Annotated in this window: 19 protein-coding genes; 12 read left to right on the top strand and 7 right to left on the bottom strand. The window is 61.8% G+C overall.

Translation table 11 applies throughout. From position 1 onward, the window contains the following. Positions 1 to 198: 198 nt before the first annotated feature. From ACK6D9_RS09990 to ACK6D9_RS09980, 3 genes are all read left to right on the top strand, one after another. Complete coding sequence (locus ACK6D9_RS09990; RefSeq protein ID WP_322990148.1) at positions 199 to 636, top strand: hypothetical protein; 438 nt, start codon at positions 199 to 201, stop codon at positions 634 to 636. A gap of 78 nt (positions 637 to 714) precedes the next feature. After that, a complete protein-coding gene (locus tag ACK6D9_RS09985; protein WP_412051549.1) occupies positions 715 to 1,956 on the top strand; it encodes an aconitase X in 1,242 nt (413 codons plus the stop codon). Further along, positions 1,953 to 2,390 (top strand): aconitase X swivel domain-containing protein, encoded by a 438-nt coding sequence (locus ACK6D9_RS09980; RefSeq protein ID WP_412051548.1) that lies wholly within the window; start codon positions 1,953 to 1,955, stop codon positions 2,388 to 2,390. Before ACK6D9_RS09985 ends, ACK6D9_RS09980 begins: the two co-directional genes overlap by 4 nt. Here the strand turns inward: ACK6D9_RS09980 and ACK6D9_RS09975 are convergent. Both ACK6D9_RS09975 and ppdK read right to left on the bottom strand, forming a co-directional pair. Then, positions 2,374 to 3,462: a YeeE/YedE family protein gene (locus ACK6D9_RS09975; protein ID WP_322990150.1), complete on the bottom strand. Its 1,089-nt coding sequence runs from the start codon at positions 3,460 to 3,462 to the stop codon at positions 2,374 to 2,376. The two genes, ACK6D9_RS09980 and ACK6D9_RS09975, sit on opposite strands and share 17 nt — an antisense overlap. 219 nt (positions 3,463 to 3,681) lie before the next feature. After that, a complete protein-coding gene (gene ppdK, locus ACK6D9_RS09970) occupies positions 3,682 to 6,348 on the bottom strand; it encodes a pyruvate, phosphate dikinase (RefSeq protein ID WP_412051547.1) in 2,667 nt (888 codons plus the stop codon). Positions 6,349 to 6,816: 468 nt separating this feature from the next. Here ppdK and ACK6D9_RS09965 point away from each other — a divergent pair, with 468 nt between their 5' ends. Beyond that, on the top strand, positions 6,817 to 7,959 hold the full coding sequence (locus ACK6D9_RS09965; protein WP_412051546.1) for a DegT/DnrJ/EryC1/StrS family aminotransferase: 1,143 nt from the start codon (positions 6,817 to 6,819) through the stop codon (positions 7,957 to 7,959). Between the two features lie 323 nt (positions 7,960 to 8,282). Here ACK6D9_RS09965 and smc read toward each other — a convergent pair whose 3' ends face one another. From smc to ACK6D9_RS09950, 3 genes are all read right to left on the bottom strand, one after another. Then, positions 8,283 to 11,747 (bottom strand): chromosome segregation protein SMC, encoded by a 3,465-nt coding sequence (gene smc, locus ACK6D9_RS09960; protein WP_412051545.1) that lies wholly within the window; start codon positions 11,745 to 11,747, stop codon positions 8,283 to 8,285. An 87-nt stretch (positions 11,748 to 11,834) separates the two neighbouring features. Further along, positions 11,835 to 12,641, bottom strand: coding sequence for a DsbA family protein (locus tag ACK6D9_RS09955; protein WP_412051544.1), 807 nt, complete (start codon positions 12,639 to 12,641; stop codon positions 11,835 to 11,837). A 170-nt stretch (positions 12,642 to 12,811) separates the two neighbouring features. After that, positions 12,812 to 13,336 carry a DUF721 domain-containing protein gene (locus ACK6D9_RS09950; protein ID WP_412051543.1) on the bottom strand — a complete coding sequence of 175 codons (525 nt, stop codon included), beginning with the start codon at positions 13,334 to 13,336 and terminating at the stop codon, positions 12,812 to 12,814. 252 nt (positions 13,337 to 13,588) lie between these two features. On the opposite strand from ACK6D9_RS09950, the gene ACK6D9_RS09945 reads away from it, so the two are divergent. From ACK6D9_RS09945 to ACK6D9_RS09935, 3 genes are all read left to right on the top strand, one after another. Further along, positions 13,589 to 13,771, top strand: coding sequence for a PLDc N-terminal domain-containing protein (locus ACK6D9_RS09945; RefSeq protein ID WP_267655977.1), 183 nt, complete (start codon positions 13,589 to 13,591; stop codon positions 13,769 to 13,771). A gap of 264 nt (positions 13,772 to 14,035) precedes the next feature. Continuing rightward, on the top strand, positions 14,036 to 15,139 hold the full coding sequence (gene mutY / locus ACK6D9_RS09940; protein WP_412051542.1) for an A/G-specific adenine glycosylase: 1,104 nt from the start codon (positions 14,036 to 14,038) through the stop codon (positions 15,137 to 15,139). Beyond that, a complete protein-coding gene (locus ACK6D9_RS09935; protein WP_322988596.1) occupies positions 15,136 to 15,756 on the top strand; it encodes an HAD family phosphatase in 621 nt (206 codons plus the stop codon). The genes mutY and ACK6D9_RS09935 overlap by 4 nt, the downstream gene beginning before the upstream one ends. Positions 15,757 to 15,925: 169 nt before the next feature. Here ACK6D9_RS09935 and ACK6D9_RS09930 read toward each other — a convergent pair whose 3' ends face one another. Further along, a complete protein-coding gene (locus tag ACK6D9_RS09930; RefSeq protein WP_267655975.1) occupies positions 15,926 to 17,059 on the bottom strand; it encodes a site-specific DNA-methyltransferase in 1,134 nt (377 codons plus the stop codon). Positions 17,060 to 17,260: 201 nt separating this feature from the next. Here ACK6D9_RS09930 and ACK6D9_RS09925 point away from each other — a divergent pair, with 201 nt between their 5' ends. Then, positions 17,261 to 17,950 (top strand): HAD family hydrolase, encoded by a 690-nt coding sequence (locus tag ACK6D9_RS09925; protein ID WP_412051541.1) that lies wholly within the window; start codon positions 17,261 to 17,263, stop codon positions 17,948 to 17,950. Between the two features lie 13 nt (positions 17,951 to 17,963). On the opposite strand, the gene ACK6D9_RS09920 is transcribed toward ACK6D9_RS09925, so the two are convergent. Further along, positions 17,964 to 18,527 (bottom strand): hypothetical protein, encoded by a 564-nt coding sequence (locus ACK6D9_RS09920; protein ID WP_412051540.1) that lies wholly within the window; start codon positions 18,525 to 18,527, stop codon positions 17,964 to 17,966. A gap of 159 nt (positions 18,528 to 18,686) precedes the next feature. Between ACK6D9_RS09920 and thrC the strand changes: the two genes are divergently transcribed. The 4 genes from thrC to ACK6D9_RS09900 are packed head-to-tail and all read left to right on the top strand — an operon-like array spanning position 18,687 to position 24,979. Continuing rightward, positions 18,687 to 20,090 carry a threonine synthase gene (gene thrC, locus ACK6D9_RS09915; protein WP_412051539.1) on the top strand — a complete coding sequence of 468 codons (1,404 nt, stop codon included), beginning with the start codon at positions 18,687 to 18,689 and terminating at the stop codon, positions 20,088 to 20,090. Between the two features lie 18 nt (positions 20,091 to 20,108). Continuing rightward, entirely contained in the window at positions 20,109 to 21,407 is a 1,299-nt protein-coding gene (locus ACK6D9_RS09910) for a M16 family metallopeptidase (RefSeq protein ID WP_412051538.1), read from the top strand. Positions 21,408 to 21,425: 18 nt separating this feature from the next. Further along, positions 21,426 to 22,049 carry a GNAT family protein gene (locus ACK6D9_RS09905; protein WP_322988591.1) on the top strand — a complete coding sequence of 208 codons (624 nt, stop codon included), beginning with the start codon at positions 21,426 to 21,428 and terminating at the stop codon, positions 22,047 to 22,049. A 56-nt stretch (positions 22,050 to 22,105) separates the two neighbouring features. Continuing rightward, a complete protein-coding gene (locus tag ACK6D9_RS09900; RefSeq protein WP_412051537.1) occupies positions 22,106 to 24,979 on the top strand; it encodes an EAL domain-containing protein in 2,874 nt (957 codons plus the stop codon). Positions 24,980 to 24,995 lie beyond the last annotated feature (16 nt).

The raw sequence follows: 24,995 nt of genomic DNA, 5'->3' as shown, positions 1-24,995 counted from the left end.
CCTGCCAATTGCTTTCCCGTTTGTCGCAGCAGGTGTGGAACCACATCACCGTAGCGCACGTTACTGACAGCAATGGAGCTCCCTTGCTGCCGCGGTATGAAAACCCCTGGTCACATTTCAGCCATGCTTGACGGCAATTCTTGATGCTGCGGGGGCAGATCAACCGGAACAAGCATTCCTTACCGTAGGAGATCCGCCATGACGACCGACACAGTCTTATCGCCGATGGCACCGCAAGGCCACGCCGATCCCGTCCCGTTGATGGGTCCAACCCAACCACTTCCGATACTCGCAGCCTCCCCGGAATTTACGTCGACGCCGATGATGCTCGACCTGATGGAACTGGAGCTGGCGCTTGATCTCAACGATATCGCTGACCACGGGTTTTCGCGCGCGGTGCGGCAGGCGGCAAAGACCATCGGCGGCGAATTCCTGTTCGATCTCCCCGCCTCCGGACTGGTCGACAACGCGCAACGCATCGCCGTTGTCTGCCTGTCGCGGGCTGACGAGGGCCGTTTCGGGCTGGTTGTACTGAGCGCCGACGGCGACCGGGCCAGCACCTTGGAGCCAGATGCAGCGACTGCGGACCTGGTGCAATTCGCCAAGGCCTTTGTTTCGGTGCTGGAAAAACTCTGAACCGTATCCCCGCCCCTTCCCCGGTTCTTGCGTAAAGGCTAGCCTTGCCCCGGAATCGCAAACAAGAGGGGCGACCGGGTGGAACTGACGCAAGATGATCGTGAGATGCTCTCGGGAACCCAGGGCTCTGCCGCTGCAGACGCGCTTGGGCTGGTGCTGCGGTTTGCCGAAGCGGTGGGGGCAGACCGGCTGATTGATTGCGCGCAAGCCCATGTCGACGGTTGTCTCTATCACGGCCAGGCCAGCCTCGATTTCGTCGAACGCTTCGTGGCACAGCAAGGCCGGGTGCGGGTGCCGACGACGCTCAATGTCGGCTCGGTCGATCTCATTCATCCAGAACTCTATACCGGCGAGGCAGAGCTTGGCGCTGCCGGCAAACGGTTGATGGAAGCGCATCTGGAACTGGGCTGCACGCCAAGCTTTACCTGTGCGCCCTACCAGACACTATTGAGACCGCGGCTCGGCGACCAGCTTGCCTGGGCCGAATCCAACGCCATCGTGTTTGCCAATTCGGTGATCGGCGCGCGCACCAACCGCTATGGCGATTTCATCGACCTGGCCTGTGCGCTGACAGGCAGAGTGCCCGATTACGGGCTTCATCGCAGCGAAAACCGGCTTGCCGGGGCGATCGTCGAAATCACCGGGCTTGAGAATGCCACTGCCGACCAGGCCGGCGGCATTGCTGTCGCTGCGGGCCTTGTTGTCGGTCGCGAGTGCGGTGATACCATCGCCGCGATCACCGGTCTCCCCGCCGCCACCAGCGAAGACGACTTGAAAGCGCTGGGGGCCGCGGCGGCATCTTCGGGCAGCGTGGCGATGTTCCATGCCGTCGGCCTGACACCGGAGGCCCCTGATATCGAGACCGCCACCGGTGGCGGTGAGGTGCCGGTTGTGGCGCGTCTGGACGCTGCCGAAGTTGCAGCGGTGTTGAACCGGCTCGGCACCGTAACCGAGGGAGCGCCGATCACCGCCGCGGCACTGGGGACACCGCATTTTTCACTCTCGGAGTTCGAACGCCTGTTGGCGATGCTGGATCTCGCGCCGTTCGCGGTACCGGTCTATGTCAATACCGGACGGCATGAATGGGAACGGCTGTGCGCAACCGGAAACGCCGCACGGCTTGAACAGGCGGGTGTCACCGTGGTGGTCGATACCTGTACCTATGTCACCGCCATCATCCGCGATCTGTCAGGTCCAGTGATGACCAATTCAGGCAAATGGGCCTATTACGCGCCCGGCAATCTCGGCGTCGATGTTGCCTTCGGCACGCTCGCCGACACGCTTTTATCGGCCAAGGCCGGCCGGGTGGTGCGGGCATGAGCGCCGGTCTGCAGATTGATGGGAAGTCACTGGTTCACGGGCGCGCGCAAGGGCCGGTGCTAAGACTCGATGATCCCTTGAGTTTCTGGGGCGGGTTTGACAGCACCAGCGGCCTGGTGATCGACCGGTTTCACCCGCAACACGGGACCTGCCTGTCCGGCAGGATCGTGTTCATGAGACGCGGGCGCGGCTCGTCGTCAGGCGCCTCGGTGCTGGCTGAAGCGATCCGGCTCGGCACAGCACCTGCGGCGCTTGTTCTGCTTGAAGCCGACGCTATCATCGCCACCGGCGCGCTGGTCGCGCAAATGCTCTATCAGACCGATTGCCCGGCTGTTGCCCTTGCTAACGAGGCAGATTGGAACGAATGGGCGTCCCTGCCCCGGCTTACAGTCGAGGCAGATGCAGGCGCGGTCCGGCTTATTCCGCCGGAATGATGCCAACTGAGGCAGCAGGATCGGCACTGCGGCTGCGCAGCGCCAGATGTGCCAGTGCCCCGCCGGTGATCATCGAGCCTAGTCCTGCCAGCGACGAAATTGCCAGCACCGAGCCACCGGTCAGGCCGGCGCCGATGGTGCAGCCGACGGCGAGAATGCCGCCAAAGCCCATCAGCACGGAGCCCGCTGTGTAGCGCCAGATCGACGGCGTGCCGGGTTCGGCGAAGGTGGCGATGCGGAATTCGCCGGCAACAAGTGCCGCCACAAACGCACCAATGATCGCGCCCAGCAAAACACCCTGATCAAGTCCGCCAAAGCCGCCTTCGAGTGCCAGTTCGCCGGTTGTGGCCAGCGGACGGATGAAGGAGAGGCTTTCTGCCTGGATCGGATCGAAAACTTGAGTGGAAAGCTGCCAGGTGAAGTACCAGCCGGCCGCCACCGTCAGGCCGACCAACACGCCGCCGGACAGGCGCCAGATTGACACCCGCGCCGTGAACGCCAAGGCAAGTGCTACCGCCGCCAGTGCCGCACCCAGAACGATGCCGGCCCAGCGGTCGAGCCCGGCATGAGCCAGCAGATCATTGCCGCCAATGGCAGAGCTGCTCCACAGGCTACCGATGCCATCGCGCAACGGGACCAGAACGCCGCTGTAGGTCGCCAGCGCGGTGATCGCGACAACGGCAATAGAGAACACGCCGCGCAAATTGCCCGAGGCGCCAAGCACCAAGAGCCGCGACACGCAACCGCGCGCCAGCACCATGCCGACACCAAACAGCAGGCCGCCGATAATGGCGCCCGACAGGCTTTGCGCGGTGGAGAAGAAGCGGGTTTCATCAACATTGATCAGATCGCCGCCGAGCAGCAACTGCACCGCCAGGATGGCGGCGGCAAAGCCGGCAGCCCAGGTTGCCAGCGGCTTGAGGTCGCCCTCGCCCATGGCCGACAATACCGCCGAGCGGGTGCAATACCGGCTGCGTTGGGCGAAAATACCGAAGGCGAGACCGAGAACGAGACCACCGATCAGGGCGGTATACGGCTCACCGACAAGGTCGATCAGGGGAACGAGATCCATGACTGCCAGCTCCATTGGAATATTCGTCTGAATATATATGAAGCGGTGACATGCGCCGTGGCGCGGGATTGCGCACCCAGGACGGGGATCGGAATTATTTTCTCTGAAACGCGCAGATGTTGGAAAGCCTGTTCACCAAGGACTGATACAGCACCGCCGGCTGCGGCGCATTTGCGCGCAACTGCCGGCGGACGTGTAAAGCTCGGGCTTTGGGCCGCCTCAGACCTTCTTGGCGATGGCCGCCTGGGCTGCGGCCAAGCGGGCAATCGGCACCCGAAACGGCGAGCAGCTTACATAGTCAAGACCGATGGAATCACAGAACCGCACCGATGCCGGATCGCCGCCATGCTCGCCGCAGATGCCGAGCTTGATGTCCGGGCGGGTTGCCCTGCCCTTTTCCGATGCGATCCGCACCAGTTCACCTACGCCATCGATGTCGATGGTGACGAAGGGATCAGTCTCGATGATTCCCTTCTGCTGATAGGTCATCAGGAAGGAAGACGCATCGTCGCGGGAGATACCGAAGGTGGTCTGGGTCAGGTCGTTGGTGCCGAAGGAGAAGAACTCCGCAACTTCGGCAATCGCATGCGCGCGAATGGCAGCGCGCGGCAATTCGATCATGGTACCGACCAGATATTCGAGCTCCACGCCGGATTCAGCGATGACGTCCCGCGCCACCGCATCGATCCGCGCCTTGACGAAATCGAGCTCTTCACGCAGCCCAACCAGCGGCACCATGATTTCCGGCACCACCGGTGCACCGGTGGATTTGGCGGCAGCGACGGCGGCTTCGAAAATCGCACGCGCCTGCATTTCGGCAATTTCCGGGTAGGAAATGGCCAGCCGGCAACCGCGATGGCCGAGCATCGGATTGAATTCATGCAGTTCATCAACACGCTGGCCGAGCTTGTCTGCCGTCACACCGATGATCGTCGCCACTTCGGCAATTTCTTCCTCGGTCTTGGGCAAGAATTCGTGCAGCGGCGGATCAAGCAGCCGGATGGTAACCGGCAGGCCTTTCATGATCTCGAACAGCTCGATGAAATCCGAACGCTGCATCGGCAGCAATTTGGCAAGGGCTGCGCGGCGTCCGGCTTCGGCGTCAGCCAGGATCATTTCGCGCATGGCGGTGATGCGGTCGCCGTCAAAGAACATGTGCTCGGTGCGGCACAGGCCGATGCCTTCGGCGCCGAACGAGCGCGCGGCACGGGCGTCGGCCGGGGTTTCGGCATTGGTGCGCACCTTCATGCGGCGGGTGGCGTCGGCCCATTCCATGATCTGGCCAAAATCACCGGACAGTTCGGGCTGCAGCATGGCAACCTCGCCCTTCAGCACCTGGCCGGTGGAACCATCGAGCGTGATCACATCACCCGCCTTCAGGGTGACGCCAAGCGCCACCAGGGTCTGGTTGCGGCTGTCGATGCGCAGGCCTCCGGCGCCGGAGACGCACGGCGTGCCCATGCCGCGGGCAACAACGGCGGCGTGGCTGGTCATGCCCCCGCGTGATGTCAGGATGCCTTCGGCGGCATGCATGCCATGGATATCTTCGGGGCTGGTTTCCACCCGCACGAGAATGACCTTGCGGCCGGTCTTGGCGGCTTCCACCGCCTCTTCGGAGGTAAAGACGATCTCGCCGGTCGCAGCCCCTGGCGAAGCCGGCAGGCCCGAGGCGATGATATCGCGCGCGGCATGCGGATCGATGGTCGGGTGCAACAACTGGTCAAGCGAGGCCGGGTCGATCCGGATGACGGCTTCTTCGCGGGTGATCAGTCCATCTGCAGCCATGTCGACGGCAATCTTCAGCGCCGCCTTGGCGGTGCGCTTGCCCGAACGGGTTTGCAACATCCACAGCTTGCCGCGCTCGATGGTGAATTCGAGATCCTGCATATCGCGGTAATGGTGCTCGAGCCGGTTGCAGATGGCGAGAAATTCGGCAAACGCCTCGGGCATCAGCTTTTCCAGCGAAGGCCGATCGGAACCAGCCTCGATCCGCGCCGCTTCGGTGATCGATTGCGGCGTACGGATGCCGGCGACAACATCCTCGCCCTGGGCGTTGACCAGGAACTCGCCGTACAACTCGCTGGCGCCGGTCGACGGATTGCGGGTAAACGCAACGCCGGTGGCGGAGTGATTGCCGAGATTGCCAAACACCATGGCCTGAACATTGACCGCCGTGCCCCAGGACGCGGGAATGTCGTGGAGTTGCCGGTAGGTAATGGCGCGAGCGTTCATCCAGCTGGCAAACACCGCGCTGATGGCGCCCCACAATTGCTGGTGCGGATCCTGCGGAAACGGTACGCCGAGTTCCTCGACGATGGTCGCCATGTAGCGGGCGATGATCTCGCGCCATTCGCTGGCGGACACATCGGTGTCGAGCTCGTGGCCGAGCCGGGCCTTCTCGTCTTCGAGAATTTCTTCAAAAACTTCGTGATCGAGCCCCATCACCACATTGGCATACATCTGGATGAAGCGGCGGTAGCTGTCATAGGCAAAGCGTTCGTCGCCCGAATCGCGCGCCACCGCATTAACGGTTTCGTCGTTGAGGCCGAGATTGAGCACCGTGTCCATCATGCCGGGCATCGACGCACGCGCGCCCGAGCGTACCGACAACAGCAACGGCTTTTCCGGATCGCCAAAGGTACGGCCGGCAATCTTTCCGACATTGACGAGGGCGTCAGCGACCGCCTGCTCCAAGCCGCCGGGCAGTTTGCGATCATGGTCATAATACCAGACGCAGGCTTCAGTGGTGATGGTCAATCCCGGTGGGACTGGCAGGCCGAGGTTGCACATCTCGGCGAGATTGGCGCCTTTGCCACCCAAGAGATTGCGGTCCGCGGCAGAGCCTTCCGCCTGCCCGTCGCCAAAACTATAGACCCATTTCGTCATCACCGATCGTCCTTCTTCCACAGCGCATCGCCATATCAGAGCCGATACCGGCACCTCGCCTGAGGTGGCAGCCGATCCCGCGACAACGATGTATTCGCCAACCCGTCTACGCGGTGCTTATCGCATGACGAGCGAATTACAATGCGCAATTCCTCCAATTGGGCGACTAAATCGATCCAAAGGATCAAGATCTTGACAGCTTTCTTGCGCAACCGTCATGAATGGAGTGCGCGCGACTGACTGCCGGCCCACTCATCCTCACCCGTTACCGGTTCGGAAGTACCGGCCCGGGCTCACGCCAGATCACTACAGGCAACGCAAAGTGATGGTCGCACGGCCATGAAGCGGGCATTCGGTGCGCGGGGATATAGACCCGGCTGACGCGACCGATTAACAGAGTGATCAAACCTACCGCTCTGGGCTCGCGGCGGGAGATACAACAGGATTGAGCCCGGAGACCGCTGCACCATGACATCCACGCCTCTCGACCCCGTTCGTTTTGTTGATCTTGCCGCGCAGCAAGCGCTCATCCGTGACCGCGTCGATGCGGCGATCGCGCGGGTTCTTGATCACGGGCAATACATCATGGGTCCCGAAGTGGCGGAGCTGGAAAAACAGCTGTCGGCCCATTGCGGCGCGGTGCATTCGGTCGCCTGTTCGTCGGGCACAGATGCGCTGGCAATGGTGTTGATGGCCCGGAACCTCCGGCCTGGCCAGGCCGTGTTCTGCCCGTCATTTACCTTTGTCGCCACGGCCGAAGTGGTGGCCTGGCTCGGCGCGCATATCTGGTTTGTCGATGTTGACGCCGAAACCTTCAACATGGACCCGGCATCGCTGGAAACTGCAATTACTGCCGCCAGAGAGGCCGGGCACGAGCCGGTGGGGGTTATTCCGGTCGATCTGTTCGGAATTCCGGCCGATTACGACGCTGTCGGCAAGATCGCCAGCCGCGAAGGCCTTTGGGTTCTGGGCGACGGCGCGCAATCTTATGGCGCGCGCTATCACAACCGCCGCGTCGGCACGCTGGCGATGGCGACGGCCACAAGCTTCTTTCCGGCCAAACCGCTGGGTGCCTATGGCGATGGCGGCGCGATCTTCACCGACGATGCCGAACTGGCCGAGACGCTGCGCTCGATCCTGTTTCACGGCAAGGGTACGAGCCAGTACGACAATGTGCGCATTGGCATGACAGGTCGCATCGACACCATGCAGGCGGCGATCCTGATCGAGAAACTCAAGATCTTCGACGAAGAAATCGAAGCGCGCAACCGCATCGCGGCGCGCTATTCGGCCCAGCTTGGCGCGCATGTCACCACCCCAGCTGTGCCAAACGGGCTGCAATCGGTCTGGGCGCAATATACGGTCAAGCTGCCCGCTGGCGCTGACCGCGACGCCATTCAGGCGCGGATGAAAGGCGAAGGCGTGCCGACGGCAGTCTATTACGCCAAGCCGCTGCACAAGCAGGATGCCTACAGTCATCACGGAATTGCCGGCGGCGAGCTGCCGGTGACCGACATGCTGTCGGGATGCGTGCTCAGCCTGCCGATGCATCCCTATCTTGACGAAGAAACCCAGGACCGGGTCACCAACGCGCTGATCTCTGCCCTTTAAAAAAAGGCCTTCAGAGAATGGCTCAGGGCGCCCTCAAGGTGAGTTCACCGGTGAGGATACGCGGCAGGAACAACGGTCACCAGGCCCTGTTCATCCACTCTTGTGGGAAGACCATGTTGACCGTTACCTGCCGGGGCTTGGCATAACGCAAACCGCCCCGGGCGTGAGAGATTAATAGGTTGATTCAACGCACTGCTTGAGTGCCCTGGGATTTTGTCTGCCCGCGGACGCAAAGCTAGGAAACTGATTCAAGCGAACTCTGCAAGTCATTGAACGGGAAGCAGCTTTGAGGGATGTCCTGCCCTGTCCGACAACCCAGCGCTTTAGCCTGCGTCGCGCAATTGCTCGGCGGTCTGCAAATCCACCGAGACCAGTTGGCTGACACCCTGTTCGGACATTGTGACGCCAAACAGGCGGTTCATCCGCGCCATGGTGATCGGGTTGTGGGTGATGATGACGAAGCGAGTCTCGGTGGACGCCGCCATCTCGTCCATCAGGTTGCAGAAGCGCTCAACATTGTGATCGTCGAGCGGCGCATCGACCTCGTCGAGCACGCAGATTGGCGCCGGGTTGGTCAAGAACACCGCGAAGATCAGCGCCATGGCGGTGAGCGCCTGCTCGCCGCCTGACAGCAGCGTCATGGTCTGCGGTTTCTTGCCGGGCGGGCGGGCAAGGATTTCGAGACCGGCTTCCAGCGGATCGTCGGACTCGATCAGTTGCAGTTCCGCCGTGCCGCCACCGAAGAGGTGGGTAAACAGCCGCTGGAACTGGGAATTGACCACATCAAACGCCAACAGCAGCCGTTCCCGGCCTTCCTTGTTGAGGCCCTGGATGCCGGCACGCAGCTTCTTGATCGCGTCGATGATGTCTTCGCGCTCGGTGATGATGGTTTCGAGCCGGTTGGAGAGATCGGTCTGCTCTTCCTCTGCCCGCAGATTGACGGCGCCGAGACGCTCGCGCTCGATCTTGAGTCGTTCGAGACTGCGCTCGATGACGGCAGAATCGGGTATCGGCGCGTCGGCGGCGAGGCCAGTCTGGCGCATCGCGTGGTGTGGCTCGCAATTGAGCGCTTCGCGGATGCGTGCTTCGCCCTCTTCACGGCGCTCCCTGGCTGCCATCAGCCGTTCCTCGGCGCGGCCCCTTGCCTCGCGCCCCTGAGACAGGTGGCCAATCGCTTCGGTGGCGATCTTGTCAGCCTCGCGCGAGCGGGTTTCGGCCAGCGCCAGCGTGTCGGCGGCTTCCTTCCGGCGTTTTTCCGATTCCGAGAGTTGGTGCATCAGTTGCCGGCGGCGCACGGCGATTTCATCGGGCGCTTCGGCCATGCCGGTGGCCTCGGTTGTCGCCTCATCGAAGCGGGCATGAAGGCCAGCAAGATGGCTTTCGGCATTGGCGGCGCGATCGGTCCAGGCGGCGCGTTCTGCGGCAATCGCCTCAAGCCGGTTGACGCGGGCAGCGTTTTCGCGCTCCAGCCCCTCATGGGCCGCACGAGCCTCCGCGACCGCGCCACGGTCGGTGGCAACCTCGGCATTGACCTGGGTCAGCGCCGCATCGAGCGCGGCGAGATCCGGGCAGGCCTTGAGCGCGGTGGCCGCCTGCTCCATAGCTTGTTCTGTTTCCGAAAGCTGCGCGCCGATCTGGGCGCGCGATTCAGTCAGCACCGCGCGGCGATTGGATAATTCACCCGAGGCGCGCTCGGCGTTGGCCAGTTCGTCGCGGGCCCGAGAGAGGTTGCGGCTGGCGTCGCGGATCAGGTCACGAGCTGTGCGCCCCTCGCCAACCCGTGCGGCAACCTGTTCTTCGCTTGCCCGCAATGCCTCCTCGGCCTGACGAAGGACTCTGGTTGCTTCGACAGCCTCGGCGTCGAGTTCGGCAAGACGGTTTTTCTGCTCGAGCCGCATCGCCGCCGGTGTCGGGGCGTCGGCGGAAGCCACATAGCCATCCCAGCGGAACAAAGCGCCGTCGCGGGTCACCAGCCGCTGGCCGGGCTTGAGTGACGCATGCAGCGCATGGCCGTGCTCAATATCTGCGACAAGCCCGATCTGAGCGAGACGGCGCTCAAGCTGGGACGGGGCGCGGACATGGGTCGACAGCGGCGTCACGCCGTCAGGCAAGTGCGGGTCCTGGCTGTCAGGGGCGATGCCGGCCCAATGCGCTGGTGCAGCCGGATCAAGCGGCAGATCGAGATCGTCGCCGAGCGCTGCACCAAGCGCTGTTTCATAACCGCGATCGACCTTGATCTTCTCGACCACCGGCGGAAACAGTTCCGCCCCCTGGCCGGCATTGAGCATGCGAGCAATGGTTTTGGCCTCGGTCTCGATCGCATTGAGCCGGGCCTTGGCCTCGGTGACCGGCTGGCGCGCGGCGGCTTCGGCCTCGCGGGCAGTTTCAAGCGCGGTTTCGATTTTTGCCAGCGCGGCCTCGGCCGAAGCCAGCGCCTGTTCGGCTGCTTCGGTTTCAACGCGCTTGGCGACCGGATCGGGCAACCCGGCGATCCGCTCGGCAATAGTGGCGAGATCGGCATCCTGGCTGGCGATCTGGCGTTCGAGCCGTGCCTTGCGTTCGCCGGCCTCGCGCAGCACCCGTTCAAGCTGGGTGCGTTCGGCTGCGGCTTCGGCCCGCTCGGCGGTGACAACGCCAAGCGAAGTTTCGCTTTCGGCGAGCTTTGCCTGGGCCGCCAGGAAACTGGCCTTTAGTTCGGCGGAGCGGGCGCCACTGCCTTCGAGTGCCGCGCGTAATTCGGCTTCTTCCGCCGACAGCCGCGCCATGACCCCGGCATTGTCGGCAATCAGGCGTTCCTCGCGTTCGATGTCGGCCTTGAGCTGCGCCAGTCGCCGGTCGAGTTCGGCACGGCGGCGCTCGATGCGATCGGCTTCCTCGTCAAGCTGGGTGCGGGCGATCTGCAGGCGCTGTAGCGCTGCGGCAGCAGCGGCTTCGCTGTCACGCAGTTCCGGTAGCTTGTGGGCGGCGACCGCCTGGTTTTTGGCGGCCTCCATCTGCGCCTGGGCCAGTTCGGCGACCTTTGAGGTTGCCTGCGCCAGCGTGCTCTCGGCCTCGCCTTCCTGGGCCTTGGCCAGCGACCACCGCAGATGCAGCAGCGTCGCCTCGGCCTGACGCACTTCGGCAGAGAGGATCTTGAAGCGGTTGGCCTGCCGCGCCTGGCGCTTGAGGCTTTCGATCTGGGATTCAAGCTCGGAGGTGACGTCGTCGAGCCGCTCGAGATTGGTCTCGGCGGCACGCAGGCGCAATTCGGCCTCGTGACGGCGCGAATACAGACCGGAAATGCCGGCCGCTTCTTCGAGCAATTGCCGCCGCGCCTGCGGCTTGGCCTGGATCAGTTCACCGATACGGCCCTGCCCGACCATTGACGGCGAGCGCGCGCCGGTCGATGCATCGGCAAACAGCAGTTGCACATCCTTGGCGCGGGCTTCCTTGCCATTGATGCGGTAAACCGAACCGGATTCGCGCTCAATCCGGCGGGTGACCTGAATTTCGTCGGAATCGTTGAAGGCGGCGGGCGCGGTGCGGTCGGAATTATCGAGATAGAGGCCGACTTCGGCGGTGTTGCGCGCCGGGCGGTTGCCCGAGCCCGAGAAGATGACGTCGTCCATGCCGGATGCGCGCATGTTCTTGTAGGAATTCTCGCCCATCACCCAGCGCATGGCTTCGACAAGATTGGACTTGCCGCAGCCATTGGGGCCGACCACGCCGGTCAGGCCGCGCTCGATGACGAATTCAGACGGCTCGACGAAGGACTTGAAGCCCAGAACACGCAGCTTGGTAAACTTCATGACCGGGTCTCCCGGTCATGGGGGAATATCGGCACACCGATCCCGACCCTGCAACCCGGTTGCAGGGTGCGAAGATGCGAAACCCGCTTAAAGCAGCGGGTCGATGATCGCCGACATGATTTCAATCGACATGTTCCCCGGATAGCGCTTCCCGTTGATGAAGAAAGTTGGCGTGGATTGCACCCCGAACTCGTCCGCGGCCTTGGTTCTTACCGCATTCACATCGTCCAGAAGTTTCTGGTTCGTCAAGCAAGCCTCGAAGGAGTCCTGTGTAAAACCTGCCAAACGGGCGATTTGCAACAATGCTTCGCGCCCATCCGCCGCTGTCGCCCAGTTCCGCTGCTGCTGGAACAAGACGTCGACCATTGGGAAAAACTGGTTTTCAGGAGCGCAACGGGCCAGCATGATGGCCGCGGCAGCGCGCGGATCGAATGGAAACTCGCGCAGCACGAGACGAACCTTGCCGGAGTCGATGTATTTATCGATCAGCGGCTTGAGATTGGTTTCGTGAAAGGCGGCGCAGTGCGGGCAGGTCATCGACATGTACTCGACGATGGTGACCGGCGCGCTGTCGTCGCCAATGACCATATCCTTGAGCGGTCCGGCTTCCATCAACTTGGTGACATCAACCTCGCCATCAGGCTCGGGCGCCTTGACGGCTGCAGCCTTGGTTTCGGTCTTCGGCGCAGTTGCCGTATCGGCCGGAGCGGCGGTGGTTTCAGCCTGTGCAACAATCATTTCCGCGGGCGCTGCAGCAGTTTCCACCGGTGCGACGGTTTCGGTCGGCTCGGACGCGTTGGCGGTGTCGTCGGAAGAGTCCGCACAGGCCGACAGGGTCAAGGCGAGCAGCGATACCGACGCAGCGGCGGTCAGTCGGGACGTCAAACGGAACATGCAAATCACCCATTATTCGAGAATATTGTCACTCACGCGCTCAGCAGCTTTGTTGCCTCCTGGCCGCGCCCGGCTTCCGCGTCACTGTCGCGCTCGCCAAATTCGTCCCAACTCCTATAACCTGAAATGTGGCCAAACAAGTGCTCAATGATCACGCAGCCGTGATCGGCTCAGGGTTTCGGCCGGCGGCCGATGACCCCCTGCCCGAGCTTTTCAAGCGCCTGCCGCAATTTCGGATCCTCGACATCAGCAAGCATATCGGCGAGCCGCTGCTTATCGGCGGCGCTTAACGGACGCGCGGCGGGCTTGTGGGTTGGCGCATGAATGGCCTTTTGCACGATACGAATCTGCAAGATTGCCCGGAACCCGAAGAAACTGTTGACCCGGGAAATCAGCTCGGCCTCCTGGTGCATCAGGAACAACGCCCGCGCGCCCTCGCAGGCAATGGTCAAAACACCTGGGGAAAAGCCGCCGCCGACCTCGTTGGGGCTGTCCTGACGCGGCCAGCGGATGCGCTCGGGACGCGAACAGCCGGCGAACTGTTCGCCGGCGATCTCGTCCCAGGAGCCCAGCAGCAACGTGTTGATGCCAGCCCGCTTGGCCAAGATCGGGTCAATCAGGTGATTGGCTATTTCCGCAATTTGCTGACTGCCCTTGCGGGTAAACGGCTTGGCCACAGCTCTGCCTCTGCTCATCTGCTAGCCGGCGTGTCGCCTTGCCAGACTTGTCTGGTCACCGGGATAGCGCGAAAACGCGATGATGAAAAGCGCTCACCGCTGCCAAACCGGCGGGCAATAACGCAGAATGACGTGTAAGTGCGCGTCTGTCTGGTGAACCAGCGCCCATGCCCCAGGGTCCCTGTGTCGCTTTGATGGAACCATTTCCGGGCAAATCAGTTTGCTAAATGCAACGCATCATTTCGGACGACCATATTTGGAGATATTGAGATGGGATTTGAATACAGCGGAATTTTGGGCATCATTATTTTGGTCCTCGACATCTGGGCGATCCTCCAGATCATCAAGGGTGGCGGTTCGACGGGTAGAAAGCTGCTGTGGATACTGATCATTCTGTTGTTGCCGGTGATTGGCCTGCTGATCTGGCTGCTGGCCGGCCGGGGAAGAATTTAGGTTCTGAGCGGTATCAAGTATTGACTGGCGTCCCTCCGGGGGGATGCCAGTCTGCCGTTTCTCCGTCCACTTCTCACGCTTTCTATTTGAATGCGCTGCCACAGTAGACACTTCCGGTCGACTGTCGACTTCCGCACCATGATGACGGAAAAACCCTTGCGGCTGATTGCACCGGGTTGTTTGGCACGACATGATCCCGACTTGCGTTCGCAACCGCGCGCATTAAGACATGTCTTCAATCCCTTGCACCGCACCATGAGTCTGATGTCACCAGCCAATACCGTTATCCCGGCCCCCGCCGACCTGATCGCGCCGGCGCTGCTTGCCTGGTACGACCGGCACGCGCGCGCCCTGCCCTGGCGCGTGAGCCCTTTGGCGCGAGCGGATGGCGCGAGCAACGATCCCTACCGTGTGTGGCTGTCGGAAATCATGCTGCAGCAGACTACGGTGCAAACCGTCAAACCCTATTTCGAAGCCTTCATCGAGCGCTGGCCGGGCGTGATTGATCTCGCCGCCGCCGACACCGAAGACGTGATGAAGGCCTGGGCGGGGCTGGGCTACTATTCGCGGGCACGGAACCTGAAAAAATGCGCAGAAATGGTGGCGGTCGAGCATGGTGGCCATTTTCCGGCATCCGAGGATGGCTTGCGCGCCCTGCCCGGCATCGGTCCCTATACGGCGGCAGCCATCGCGGCGATAGCCTTTGATCACCCTGCGGCGGTGGTCGACGGCAACATCGAGCGAGTGTTCTCACGGCTTTATCAGATCGAGACACCGCTGCCCGCGGCCAAGGTCGAGATCCGCGAACTTGTGGGCCGCGCCACGCCGCTGAAACGACCGGGAGATTTCGCGCAAGGCCTGATGGATCTCGGCGCCACGATCTGCACACCACAACGCCCGGCCTGCGTGCTGTGCCCGCTGACTGCTTACTGCGGCGCACGGCATGCGGGGAGGCAGCAGGAATTCCCGGTCAAGGCGCCCAAAAAACCAAAGCCGATGCGTCGGGGTGCGGCGTTTGTCGCCGAACGAGCGGATGGTGCGGTGCTGCTGGTCAAGCGTCCCGACAAGGGCCTGCTTGGCGGCATGAGCGGCATCCCCACCAGCGACTGGACCGTCCGCGCCGATGGCGCGACCGGCAAAGGCGCAGCCCCCTTTGCCGCCGGCTGGCGCGACAAGGGCGTCATTTCACACGTGTTTACACATTTTGAATTGCGGCTTGAGGTGTTTCATGCCGTTGTCAGCGACGAACCTGACCACGCCGGATGGTGGAGCGCGCGCGAATCCCTGTCCGGCGAAGCATTGCCAACCGTGATGAAGAAGGCGCTTTCCGCAGCCCTTCCCGATCTCTTCCAAAAAGGCGTCCGATGACCGAAAATTCAAGACCCGTCCACCACATCGTGTTCGATATCGGCAAGGTGCTGATCCATTATGACCCGCATATTCCGTTCAGCCGACTGATCCCGGATGAAGCAGAGCGCAACCGGTTTTTCGAAACAATCTGCACCCATGAATGGAACATCGAGCAGGACCGCGGCCGCAGCTGGGCGGAAGCCGAAGCGCTGCTGATCGACAAACATCCCGAGAAGGCGGAGCTGATCCGCGCTTTCCGCACCCATTGGCGTGAAATGGTCAGCCATGCCTATCAGGACAGCGTCGACATCATGCTCGATCTGATCCAGCAGGGCCGCGATGTCACCATGTTGACCAATTTTGCTTCCGACACATTTGTTGAGGCTCGGGAGATGTATCCGTTTCTCAATGTGCCGCGCGGCGTCACCGTGTCCGGCGAAATCGGCCTGATCAAGCCGGACCGGGCGATTTACGACACCCATGCGAAGAGCTTCGACCTGGAGCCGGAGGCCTGCCTGTTCATTGATGACAGCCAGAAGAATGTCGACGGCGCCATAGCCGCCGGTTGGCAGTCGGTGCTGTTTACGGATCCCGAAACATTGCGGCAGGACCTGACGCGGCTGGGCGTCATCTGACCCCATAAACGCCTCGCACGGATTGGTCGGTGCTGATCGACAGGCCGCGATCTTTCCTGCAAGCCGACAGACGAACGCCCGGAACACGCATGCGTATTCCGGGCGTTTATCACGGCGGTGACTGAAGGTACTTGACGCCCGCCGGACCTGTAAATTGTGGTGATTGAGCTTAGCCGGCGCGGGCCATCTCCTTGCGGATGGTGGCACGAAATTCATCGATCAGCGTCAGGCCATCTGCGCTCTCGACATGCCAGAAGGTCCAGCCGTTGCAGGCGTCCAGGCCCTGCACATGGGCGCCGACCTTGTGGATCGAGCCGGCCTGTCCGTCCGCCACCAGCGTGCCATCGGCACGGACAATTGCCTTGTGCCGGCGCTTGGCATCATGCAGCACATCGCCGGGCTTCACATGACCTGCCTCGATCAGCACATTGAAGGCCACGCGCGGTTCGGCGCGTTTTCCCGTAAGCACGGTGAGTTCGTTTTTGCCAAGCGGTTCGACCGCATCGATGCGCGCGCGGGCGGCGTCGATGTAATCCTGTTCACGCTCGATGCCGACAAAATGCCGGCCAAGCCGCCGCGCCACAGCACCGGTGGTGCCGGAGCCGAAGAACGGATCGAGCACCACGTCACCGGGTTTGGACGAGGCCATCAGCACGCGGGCCAGAAGCGCTTCCGGCTTTTGGGTCGGGTGAACCTTCTTGCCATCATCGCCCTTGAGCCGTTCCGCCCCGGTGCAGATAGGAAACAGCCAGTCGGAGCGCATCTGGACGTCGTCATTGGCGGCCTTCATGGCTTCGTAATTGAAGGTGTAGCTCTTGCCCGACTGGTCGCGCGAAGCCCAGATCATGGTTTCGTGGGCGTTTTGAAACCGGCGACCGCGAAAATTCGGCATCGGGTTGGTCTTGCGCCAGACAACATCGTTGAGCAGCCAGAAGCCGAGATCCTGCAACTGCGTGCCGACACGGAAAATATTGTGATAGGAACCGATCACCCAGATCGTGCCGTTGGGCTTGAGCACCCTGCGGCAGGCGAGCAGCCAGGCGCGGGTGAAGGCGTCATAGGCGGCGAAGCTTTCGAACTGGTCCCAATGATCATTGACCGCATCGACCACCGACTGGTCAGGGCGCGCCAGATCACCGCCAAGCTGAAGATTATAGGGCGGATCGGCGAAGATCACATCGACGGAATTATCGGGGAGCGCTTCGAGGGCGGCAACGCAATCACCCTTGATGATGGTGTCGAGCCAGGTTTGACGCGCGGCTTTGACAGTCTGAACTTCGGCAAGCGATACGGAACGGGCCATGGGATACTCACATTACACAAACGCAACAACTGAGCTTCATGGTTACCGAACAGGGTAAACATCCGGTGAACGACCCGAGCACCACGTCATTTACCGGCACATCGGCAGCACCTGAGAGCGGCGCGTCCCTTGCCTGAAACCATGGCATGTTATAGGTCCGGTGGCGTTTGCCCCATTCCCTCCCCAGACAGGAATTCTCCCATGGCCGGTTTCGAGCTTGTTCTTTTTGATTGCGACGGCGTGCTTGTCGACAGCGAGATCATCGCAGCCGAGGTCGAATCGGTGCTCCTGGCCGAAGCCGGTTATCAGATCACGCCTGAGGAGCTGGCCGAGCGCTTTGCCGGACTGACCTGGAAGGACATCCTGTTCGAGGTCGAGAAGGAAACGAGTATTCCGCTGTCGGCCTCACTGCTCGACGCGTCAGAACCGCTGCTCGACAAGCGCCTGGCGGCGGAAGTGCGCGCCATCGACGGCGCGGCTCAGGCGATCAGCCGGATTCCGGGGCCACGCTGCATTTGCTCGAATTCCTCGTCGCACCGCCTGAAGGCAATGCTGGGACGAACCGGGATCGACCGTCTGTTCGGCGAGCATGTATATTCGGCCAAGGATGTTGGCGAGGGGCACACCAAGCCAGCGCCGGACGTGTTCCTGCACGGCGCGGCGCAGTTTGACGCCAACCCGGAAAATTGTCTGGTGATCGAGGATTCGGTACACGGCATTCACGCGGCGAAAGCCGCCGGCATGCGGGTGATCGGCTTCACCGGCGGCGCCCACAGCTACCCCGGCCATGCCGACAAGCTCACAGAGGCTGGCGCCGAAACCGTCATCAGCCGGATGGTGGACCTGCCCGCCACCGTCGAAGCGCTGGGGCAATGGTCGGAGCTTCTGTAGGCCAGCTTCTCACTCAGGGCGTGTCGTACGGCCCTGGATCAAATCCGACATACATCTTTGCTGTCCGTGAGGCGGTGGCCGGGAATGTGACGGTGGAATTGGTAAAGATGAACTGAGCCGCCGGCCCGCCTTCTGCCACCACAACCGGCTGCTTCTGCAATTCGGAATACAGCACGTTTTCACCATCGAGCACGACGACGCGCACCGGGACATCGATCTGGCCTGACTTGCCCGCCGGTCCGGTGACGACCCGGCCCGATGCAACCACAGTGGCAATCATCTGATCACCGCTGATCCGGCATTGCCGGGTGGTGTCGCTGATCGAGGCCTGATGCATGACCTTGGCAGGATCACCATCTCCGCCCTTCTGGTAGGTGCGATAGAAGGCCGTGCCTTCACGCAACAGCACCTGCGGACAGGCGCCCTGCACCACTTCGGAGTTTGTGACCGGGTCAATCCCCGACTGCTGATTGGCCGCACCGGAATTGAGAAGGGCACCCGGATTGGGAGATGTACAGCCGGCAATCAGGGCCGCTCCAAGCAACACCGGAACAAAACGCAATAATCTTTTTGACACGATATACCTACCTTCAATTCAATCTCGGACCGAAGGCGGAGCCTGCAGCCGGTGTATGGCCTTTGCATGACGACCGCCCATGGTCTATATCAGCCGCGCGTCTAAAAATCGACCGGCGTTATCTCATCTTGCGCGATCCGCGTCCACCACCCGGAGACCATGTCTGTGGACTATATTTCGACACGGGGCGAAGCCCCCGCCCTTGGTTTTAGCGACGCACTGCTGGCGGGCCTGGCCCGCGACGGCGGGCTCTATGTGCCGCGCGAATGGCCAGAGTTCTCACGCAAGGACATCCGCGCCATGCGCGGCCAGTCCTACCAGGAAATCGCTTACCGGGTGATCTCCCCCTTTACCGAGGGTGAGATCGACAGCGACGCGCTGCGCACAATGATCGACGAGGCCTATGCGGGATTCCGCCACCCGGCGGTAACGCCGCTCGTGCAAAGTGGCCCCAATTCCTTCGTGCTGGAGCTGTTTCACGGTCCGACGCTGGCGTTCAAGGATGTGGCGATGCAGCTGATCGCCCGGCTGATGGACCATGTGCTGGCCGAGCGTGATGCTCGTGCGACAATCGTTGGTGCCACCTCGGGCGATACCGGCGGGGCGGCGATCGACGCCTTTGCCGGCCGCGACCGGACCGACATCTTCATCCTGTTTCCCGAAGGCCGTGTGTCGCCGGTGCAGCAGCGGCAGATGACCACCTCGCAGGCCAAGAACGTGCACGCGTTGGCGTTGAAGGGCAATTTCGACGATTGCCAGGACATCGTCAAATCGATGTTCAACCACGCTGCGTTTCGCGACAAGGTGCAATTGTCGGGCGTCAATTCAATCAACTGGGCCCGGATCATGGCCCAGATCGTCTATTACTTCACATCCGCCGTGGCGCTCGGTGCACCCGACCGCAAGGTCTCGTTTACGGTGCCGACCGGCAATTTCGGTGATATCTTCGCTGGCTATTGCGCCAAGCGAATGGGCCTGCCGATTGCCAAGCTGGTGGTGGCAACCAACGAGAATGACATCTTGGCGCGCACGCTGAGAACCGGGCGCTACGAGATGCGCGGCGTCACGGCGACCACATCGCCATCGATGGATATCCAGATCTCATCCAATTTCGAACGGCTGCTGTTTGATGCCTGCGACCGCGACGGGGCTGCGGTGCGCCTGGCCATGTCCGGACTCAAGCAATCGGGCGCATTCGAGATCGCCGAACCGGCGCTCAAGGCAATCCGCAAGGAGTTTCGCGCCGGCAGGGCAAGCGAACGCCAGGTCAAGGAGACCATCAGGCAGGTCCAGGCAGAAACCGGTTATGTGCTCGATCCGCACACGGCGGTGGGCTTTTTTGTCGCGGCAAAGATGGAAAGAACCTCGGCACCCATGATCACGCTGTCGACAGCGCATCCGGCAAAGTTCCCGGAGGCGGTAAAACTGGCCTGCGGTATTGACCCGGCGCTTCCGTCGTGGCTCTCTGATCTGATGCAACGGGAGGAACGGTTCAACATATTGCCCAGTGAACAGAAGATGGTGGAAGCCCATATACTGTCGCATAGCCGGGCCGTTCGATGAGCCGCGGAAAGTGACATCATGACAGTAAAAACCACGCTTCTCGCCAACGGGGTAACCGTCGTCACCGAGACGATGGCCCATCTTGAAAGCGTCGCGCTGGGCGTTTGGGTCAAGTCCGGCTCGCGCGATGAAACCGCCGACGAACACGGCATCGCCCATTTGCTCGAGCACATGGCGTTCAAGGGAACCCACAAGCGCAGCGCCCGCCAGATCGCCGAGGAAATCGAAAATGTCGGCGGCGAGCTCAATGCTGCGACATCGACTGAGACCACCTCCTATTATGCCCGGGTTCTGCGCGACCATGTCCCGGTGGCGATCGACATCCTGCACGACATTCTCACCAACTCGGTGTTCGACGAAGACGAACTGGCGCGCGAGAAAAACGTCATCCTCCAGGAAATCGGCGCTGCCAACGACACGCCTGATGATGTTGTCTATGACCGTTTCACCGAGGCCGCGTTTCGCGACCAGACAATCGGCCGTCCGATCCTAGGCACACCCGAGACAGTCAAGGCCTTCACCCCGGCGCAGATCCGCGCCTATCTGGCGCGCCACTATACCGGCGACCGGATCGTCGTTGTCGCTGCCGGCGCGGTCGACCACGAGGCCTATGTAAAGCTGGTTGACGAGCGCTTCGGCCAATCGATCAAGCCGACCGGCACCCAGTTGCGGGCGATCCCGACTGCAAATTACACCGGCGGCGACTACCGCGAAGTCCGCGATCTGATGGACGCCCAGGTGCTGATCGGCTTTGAAGGCCGGGCTTACCAGGTCCGTGATTTTTATTGCTCGCAATTGCTGGCCAACATTCTTGGCGGGGGCATGTCGTCGCGGTTGTTCCAGGAAGTGCGGGAAAAGCGCGGACTTTGCTATTCCGTCTATTCGTTCCACTGGGGCTTTTCTGATTCCGGCCTGTTCGGGGTTCACGCCGCCACCGGTGCCGAGGATCTGCAAGAATTGATTCCCGTGATTCTGTCGGAACTCGCCAAGGCGTCCGACGGTGTCGAAGAGCAGGAGATCAACCGGTCACGCGCCCAGGTCCGTTCGGGATTGCTGATGGCGCAGGAAAGTCCGGCGGCACGCGCCAGCCAGATTGCCCGCCAGATGCTGCTGTTCGGCCGGCCCGTCAGCAACACCGAATTGATGGAACGACTCGCAAACATCACCCCCAAGCGGCTCTCGGACCTTGCCGGGCATCTGTTTTTCGACACCCCGATCTCGGTGTCGGCGATTGGCCCGGTGGGCAAGTTGTTGCCGATCTCGGATATGGCACAGAGCTTGGCCCAGCACAGCGGTCGAACAGCCGCAGCCGAATAGAGTTTTAGGGAAACCGTGATGGCGCCGCCGGTGTTCCTTTTCCGCAACCGGTCACAGCATGCCTTCCGGATCGATGGCGAAAGAACCTTCCTGCGCTATCCGACCGTCGCCGATCACGGCGAATGGTCCCGGCTACGCACCGCAAGCCGCAGTTTTCTTGAGCCGTGGGAGCCGAGCTGGTCGGATGATCACGAGAACCGGGCCAGCTTCCGGTATCGGGTGCGCCGCTATGATTCGGACCGGGATGCCGGTCTGGCCTTGCCCCTGTTCGTCTGCCTGAAATCCAACCGCCGCATCATTGGCGGCGCGACACTGGGATCGATCCGACGCGGTGCAGCGGAAACCTGCACGCTTGGCTACTGGATGGGCGAACAATATGCCGGCAAGGGGCTGATGCACGACGCGTTGACCGGGCTGCTTCCCCATGTGTTTAACACGATGCGGTTGCACCGGATCGAGGCGGCCTGTATTCCCGATAATACAAGGAGCCAGCGCCTCCTTGAAAAAATCGGATTCCGGCGCGAGGGATACTTGAACGGCTATCTGAAAATCAACGGCGCCTGGCGTGATCACTTGCTCTATGCGCTGATTGCCGAGGATTGGCATTCCATGCGCAGAAAGAGGTCCGGGCCCGGCGGATGACTTGCAAGTACTGTTTTCCCCCTTTCAGTCACTGCGGTTCGGCAGCGATCGGCACCATGCGCGCTGTCTTCAGCCTGCTTGCTGTGTGCCTTGTGTTGTTTACCGCGCTCCCGGCGATGGCCATCGAGCCGGTCAAGATCAGCCGCGATGACACCGCGCTTGACCTCACCGCGACGACCGAAATTTACAAGCGGCGGGGCGAGGCATTTCAGGTTTCCACCGCCGCCGGTGCCGACGGCATCGTCCGCCGCATCGAGGTGCGCGCCAGCTCGCCACAGCATTCGGGTGACTGGGCAGTATTTGCGCTGGCCAATGTCACCGACGAGCAGATCGACCGGCTGATTGTTGCCCCGCATTTCCGTCTGGTGGGCTCGGGCCTGCTGTGGCCGGATCTCGGCTCGACCCGGATTCTCGGGATTACGCCGAGCGAAGGTTTTGCGCTTGACCGGGTCGAGGAAGGCGGCGAGGACGACGTCTTCCGCATTACCCTGAACCCCGGCAGCGTGATCACCTTTGTTGCCGAGCTTGCTGCCCCGGATCTGCCGCAGATCTATCTTTGGGAACCGGAAGCCTACAAGGACACGGTCAACGCCTACACGCTGTACCGCGGCATCGTGCTCGGCATCGCCGGACTGCTGGCGGTGTTTCTGACCATTCTGTTCGTGGTCAAGGGCACCTCGATGCTGCCGGCAACCGCCGCACTGGCCTGGGCGGTGCTGGCCTATGTCTCGGTGGATTTCGGGTTCTTGTCCAAACTCATCAGCGTGACCCCCGGGGATGAACGCATCTGGCGAGCGGGCACCGAAGTGCTCTTAGCGACCGGGCTGGTGGTGTTTCTGTTTACCTATCTCAACCTCAACCGGTGGCACACCAACCTGTCTTATGTGACGGTGGCCTGGATCCTGGGCCTTGGCGGGCTGTTCGCCGTGGCGATCTATGATCCGCCGGTGGCTTCGGGCATCGCCCGGATTTCGTTTGCGACCACAGCGCTCGCCGGTGTCGCGCTGATCGCCTATCTCGGCTTCAACCGCTACGACCGAGCGGTGATGCTGATACCGACCTGGGCACTGATATTGTGTTGGCTGTTTGGCGCCTGGATAACGGTAACCGGACAACTGGCCAACGATATTGTGCAGCCGGCGCTGGGCGGCGGCCTGGTGCTGATCGTGCTGCTGATGGGCTTTACGGTGATGCAGCATGCCTTTGCCGGCGGCGCCTATCAACAGGGCCTGTTTTCGGACATGGAACGCCAGGCCATGGCGCTTGCGGGATCGGGCGACACGGTCTGGGACTGGGACGTAACCCGAGACCGGGTCGTCACCTCGCCGGACATGTCGCCACAACTGGGACTGTCACCCGGATCGCTTGCCGGCCCTGCCCGGATCTGGCTGCCGCGGATTCACGCCGACGACAGGGACCGGTTCCGGACCACGCTCGACGTGTTGCTGGAGCACCGCAAAGGACGGCTCAACCACCAGTTCAGGATGCGCGCCGAGGACGGCCATTACCACTGGATGGCGCTGCGCGCGCGACCGGTGCTGGGCTCGAACGGCGAAGTCATCCGCTGTGTCGGCACGATCATCGATGTAACCGAGCAAAAGAACTCGGAAGACCGACTGCTGCATGACGCGGTGCATGACAATCTGACCGGACTGCCCAACCGGCAATTGTTCCTGGACCGGCTGCAGACCATGATCAGCATGGCCGAGCGCATCCCCAATATACGGCCCAGCGTGTTCATGATCGACATCGACCGTTTCAAGCTGGTCAACGACAAGCTCGGCATGTCGGTCGGCGACACGATCCTGCTGGCGCTGACGCGCAGGCTCAAGCGGCTGCTCAAGCCGCAGGATACGCTGGCGCGGATTTCCGGTGATCAGTTCGGCCTGGTACTTGTCTCCGAGCAAGACGCGGACAAGGTGGCCGCCCTTGCCGAAGCGATCTCCAAGGCGATCTCTGCGCCCATCGATTTTGCCGGGCAGGATATCCGGCTGACTGCCTCGATCGGCGTTGTCACCTGGGTGGAAAACAACGCAGTTCCCGAAGACCTAGTCAAGGACGCCGAACTGGCGATGTACCAGGCCAAGCGATTTGGCGGTAACCGGATCGAGCCGTTCCGTCCGGCCTTCCGCACGGTCGGATCGGACCGGCAACGGCTGGAAAGCGATCTGCGCCGGGCGCTCGAACGGCGCGAACTGACGCTGGTCTACCAACCGATTGTCGAGCTCAAGGACGCCGAAATTGCCGGTTTCGAAGCGCTGCTGCGGTGGGAAGATCCGAAACGTGGCACGGTGCCGCCGTCGGAATTTATTCCCGTGGCCGAGGCATCCGACCTCATTCTCGAACTGGGGATGTATGCGCTCAAGCAGGCAGCGGACGATTTAGCGCTGTGGCAGGAGACTGTCGGGGAAATTCCGGTCTTCATGTCAGTCAACCTTTCAAGCGCACAATTGCTAAAGAGCGACCTCTGCAACGATGTGATCAAGGCTATTTCCGCCTCGCGCTGCGATCCTTCCCGGTTCCGGCTGGAACTGACCGAAACCCTAGTAATGCACAACCCGCAACAGGCGCTGATGACCCTGTCACGGCTTTCGGAAGCCGGCATCGGCCTGACGCTGGATGATTTCGGCACCGGACATTCGTCGCTCGCCTATCTGACACGGTTTCCATTCCGGACGATCAAGATTGACCGATCCCTGGTGATCGATCAGTCCGACAAGGGCGGCATCCTGATTCGCTCGATTGTCGATCTGGCAAAGCAGCTCGACATGAATGTGGTCGCCGAGGGTGTGGCTTCGGAAGAGGAGGCGCGCAAGCTTTCGGAGATGGGGTGCGATTATGGCCAAAGCTTCCTGTTCGGCCCGCCGATTGGCGCGGAATCGGTGCAAAAGCTGCTGAAGGAACGGTTTCCGATTTCCAAGTCGAGCTAATATCGGCGCTGCAATG

Source organism: Hoeflea sp. Naph1, assembly GCF_046837775.1.
Taxonomy (GTDB): Bacteria; Pseudomonadota; Alphaproteobacteria; order Rhizobiales; family Rhizobiaceae; genus Hoeflea.
Note: the sequence above shows the minus strand (reverse complement) of the source record. Positions and strands in the feature narration are given on the sequence as shown.

Coding starts and splice junctions, on each gene's coding strand:
- ACK6D9_RS09990 (WP_322990148.1), top strand. CDS start 199: ATGACGACCGACACAGTCTTATCGCCGATGGCACCGCAAGGCCACGCC.
- ACK6D9_RS09980 (WP_412051548.1), top strand. CDS start 1,953: ATGAGCGCCGGTCTGCAGATTGATGGGAAGTCACTGGTTCACGGGCGC.
- ACK6D9_RS09975 (WP_322990150.1), bottom strand. CDS start 3,462: ATGGATCTCGTTCCCCTGATCGACCTTGTCGGTGAGCCGTATACCGCC.
- ppdK (WP_412051547.1), bottom strand. CDS start 6,348: ATGACGAAATGGGTCTATAGTTTTGGCGACGGGCAGGCGGAAGGCTCT.
- ACK6D9_RS09965 (WP_412051546.1), top strand. CDS start 6,817: ATGACATCCACGCCTCTCGACCCCGTTCGTTTTGTTGATCTTGCCGCG.
- smc (WP_412051545.1), bottom strand. CDS start 11,747: ATGAAGTTTACCAAGCTGCGTGTTCTGGGCTTCAAGTCCTTCGTCGAG.
- ACK6D9_RS09955 (WP_412051544.1), bottom strand. CDS start 12,641: ATGTTCCGTTTGACGTCCCGACTGACCGCCGCTGCGTCGGTATCGCTG.
- ACK6D9_RS09950 (WP_412051543.1), bottom strand. CDS start 13,336: ATGAGCAGAGGCAGAGCTGTGGCCAAGCCGTTTACCCGCAAGGGCAGT.
- ACK6D9_RS09945 (WP_267655977.1), top strand. CDS start 13,589: ATGGGATTTGAATACAGCGGAATTTTGGGCATCATTATTTTGGTCCTC.
- mutY (WP_412051542.1), top strand. CDS start 14,036: ATGTCACCAGCCAATACCGTTATCCCGGCCCCCGCCGACCTGATCGCG.
- ACK6D9_RS09935 (WP_322988596.1), top strand. CDS start 15,136: ATGACCGAAAATTCAAGACCCGTCCACCACATCGTGTTCGATATCGGC.
- ACK6D9_RS09930 (WP_267655975.1), bottom strand. CDS start 17,059: ATGGCCCGTTCCGTATCGCTTGCCGAAGTTCAGACTGTCAAAGCCGCG.
- ACK6D9_RS09925 (WP_412051541.1), top strand. CDS start 17,261: ATGGCCGGTTTCGAGCTTGTTCTTTTTGATTGCGACGGCGTGCTTGTC.
- thrC (WP_412051539.1), top strand. CDS start 18,687: ATGTCTGTGGACTATATTTCGACACGGGGCGAAGCCCCCGCCCTTGGT.
- ACK6D9_RS09910 (WP_412051538.1), top strand. CDS start 20,109: ATGACAGTAAAAACCACGCTTCTCGCCAACGGGGTAACCGTCGTCACC.
- ACK6D9_RS09905 (WP_322988591.1), top strand. CDS start 21,426: ATGGCGCCGCCGGTGTTCCTTTTCCGCAACCGGTCACAGCATGCCTTC.
- ACK6D9_RS09900 (WP_412051537.1), top strand. CDS start 22,106: ATGCGCGCTGTCTTCAGCCTGCTTGCTGTGTGCCTTGTGTTGTTTACC.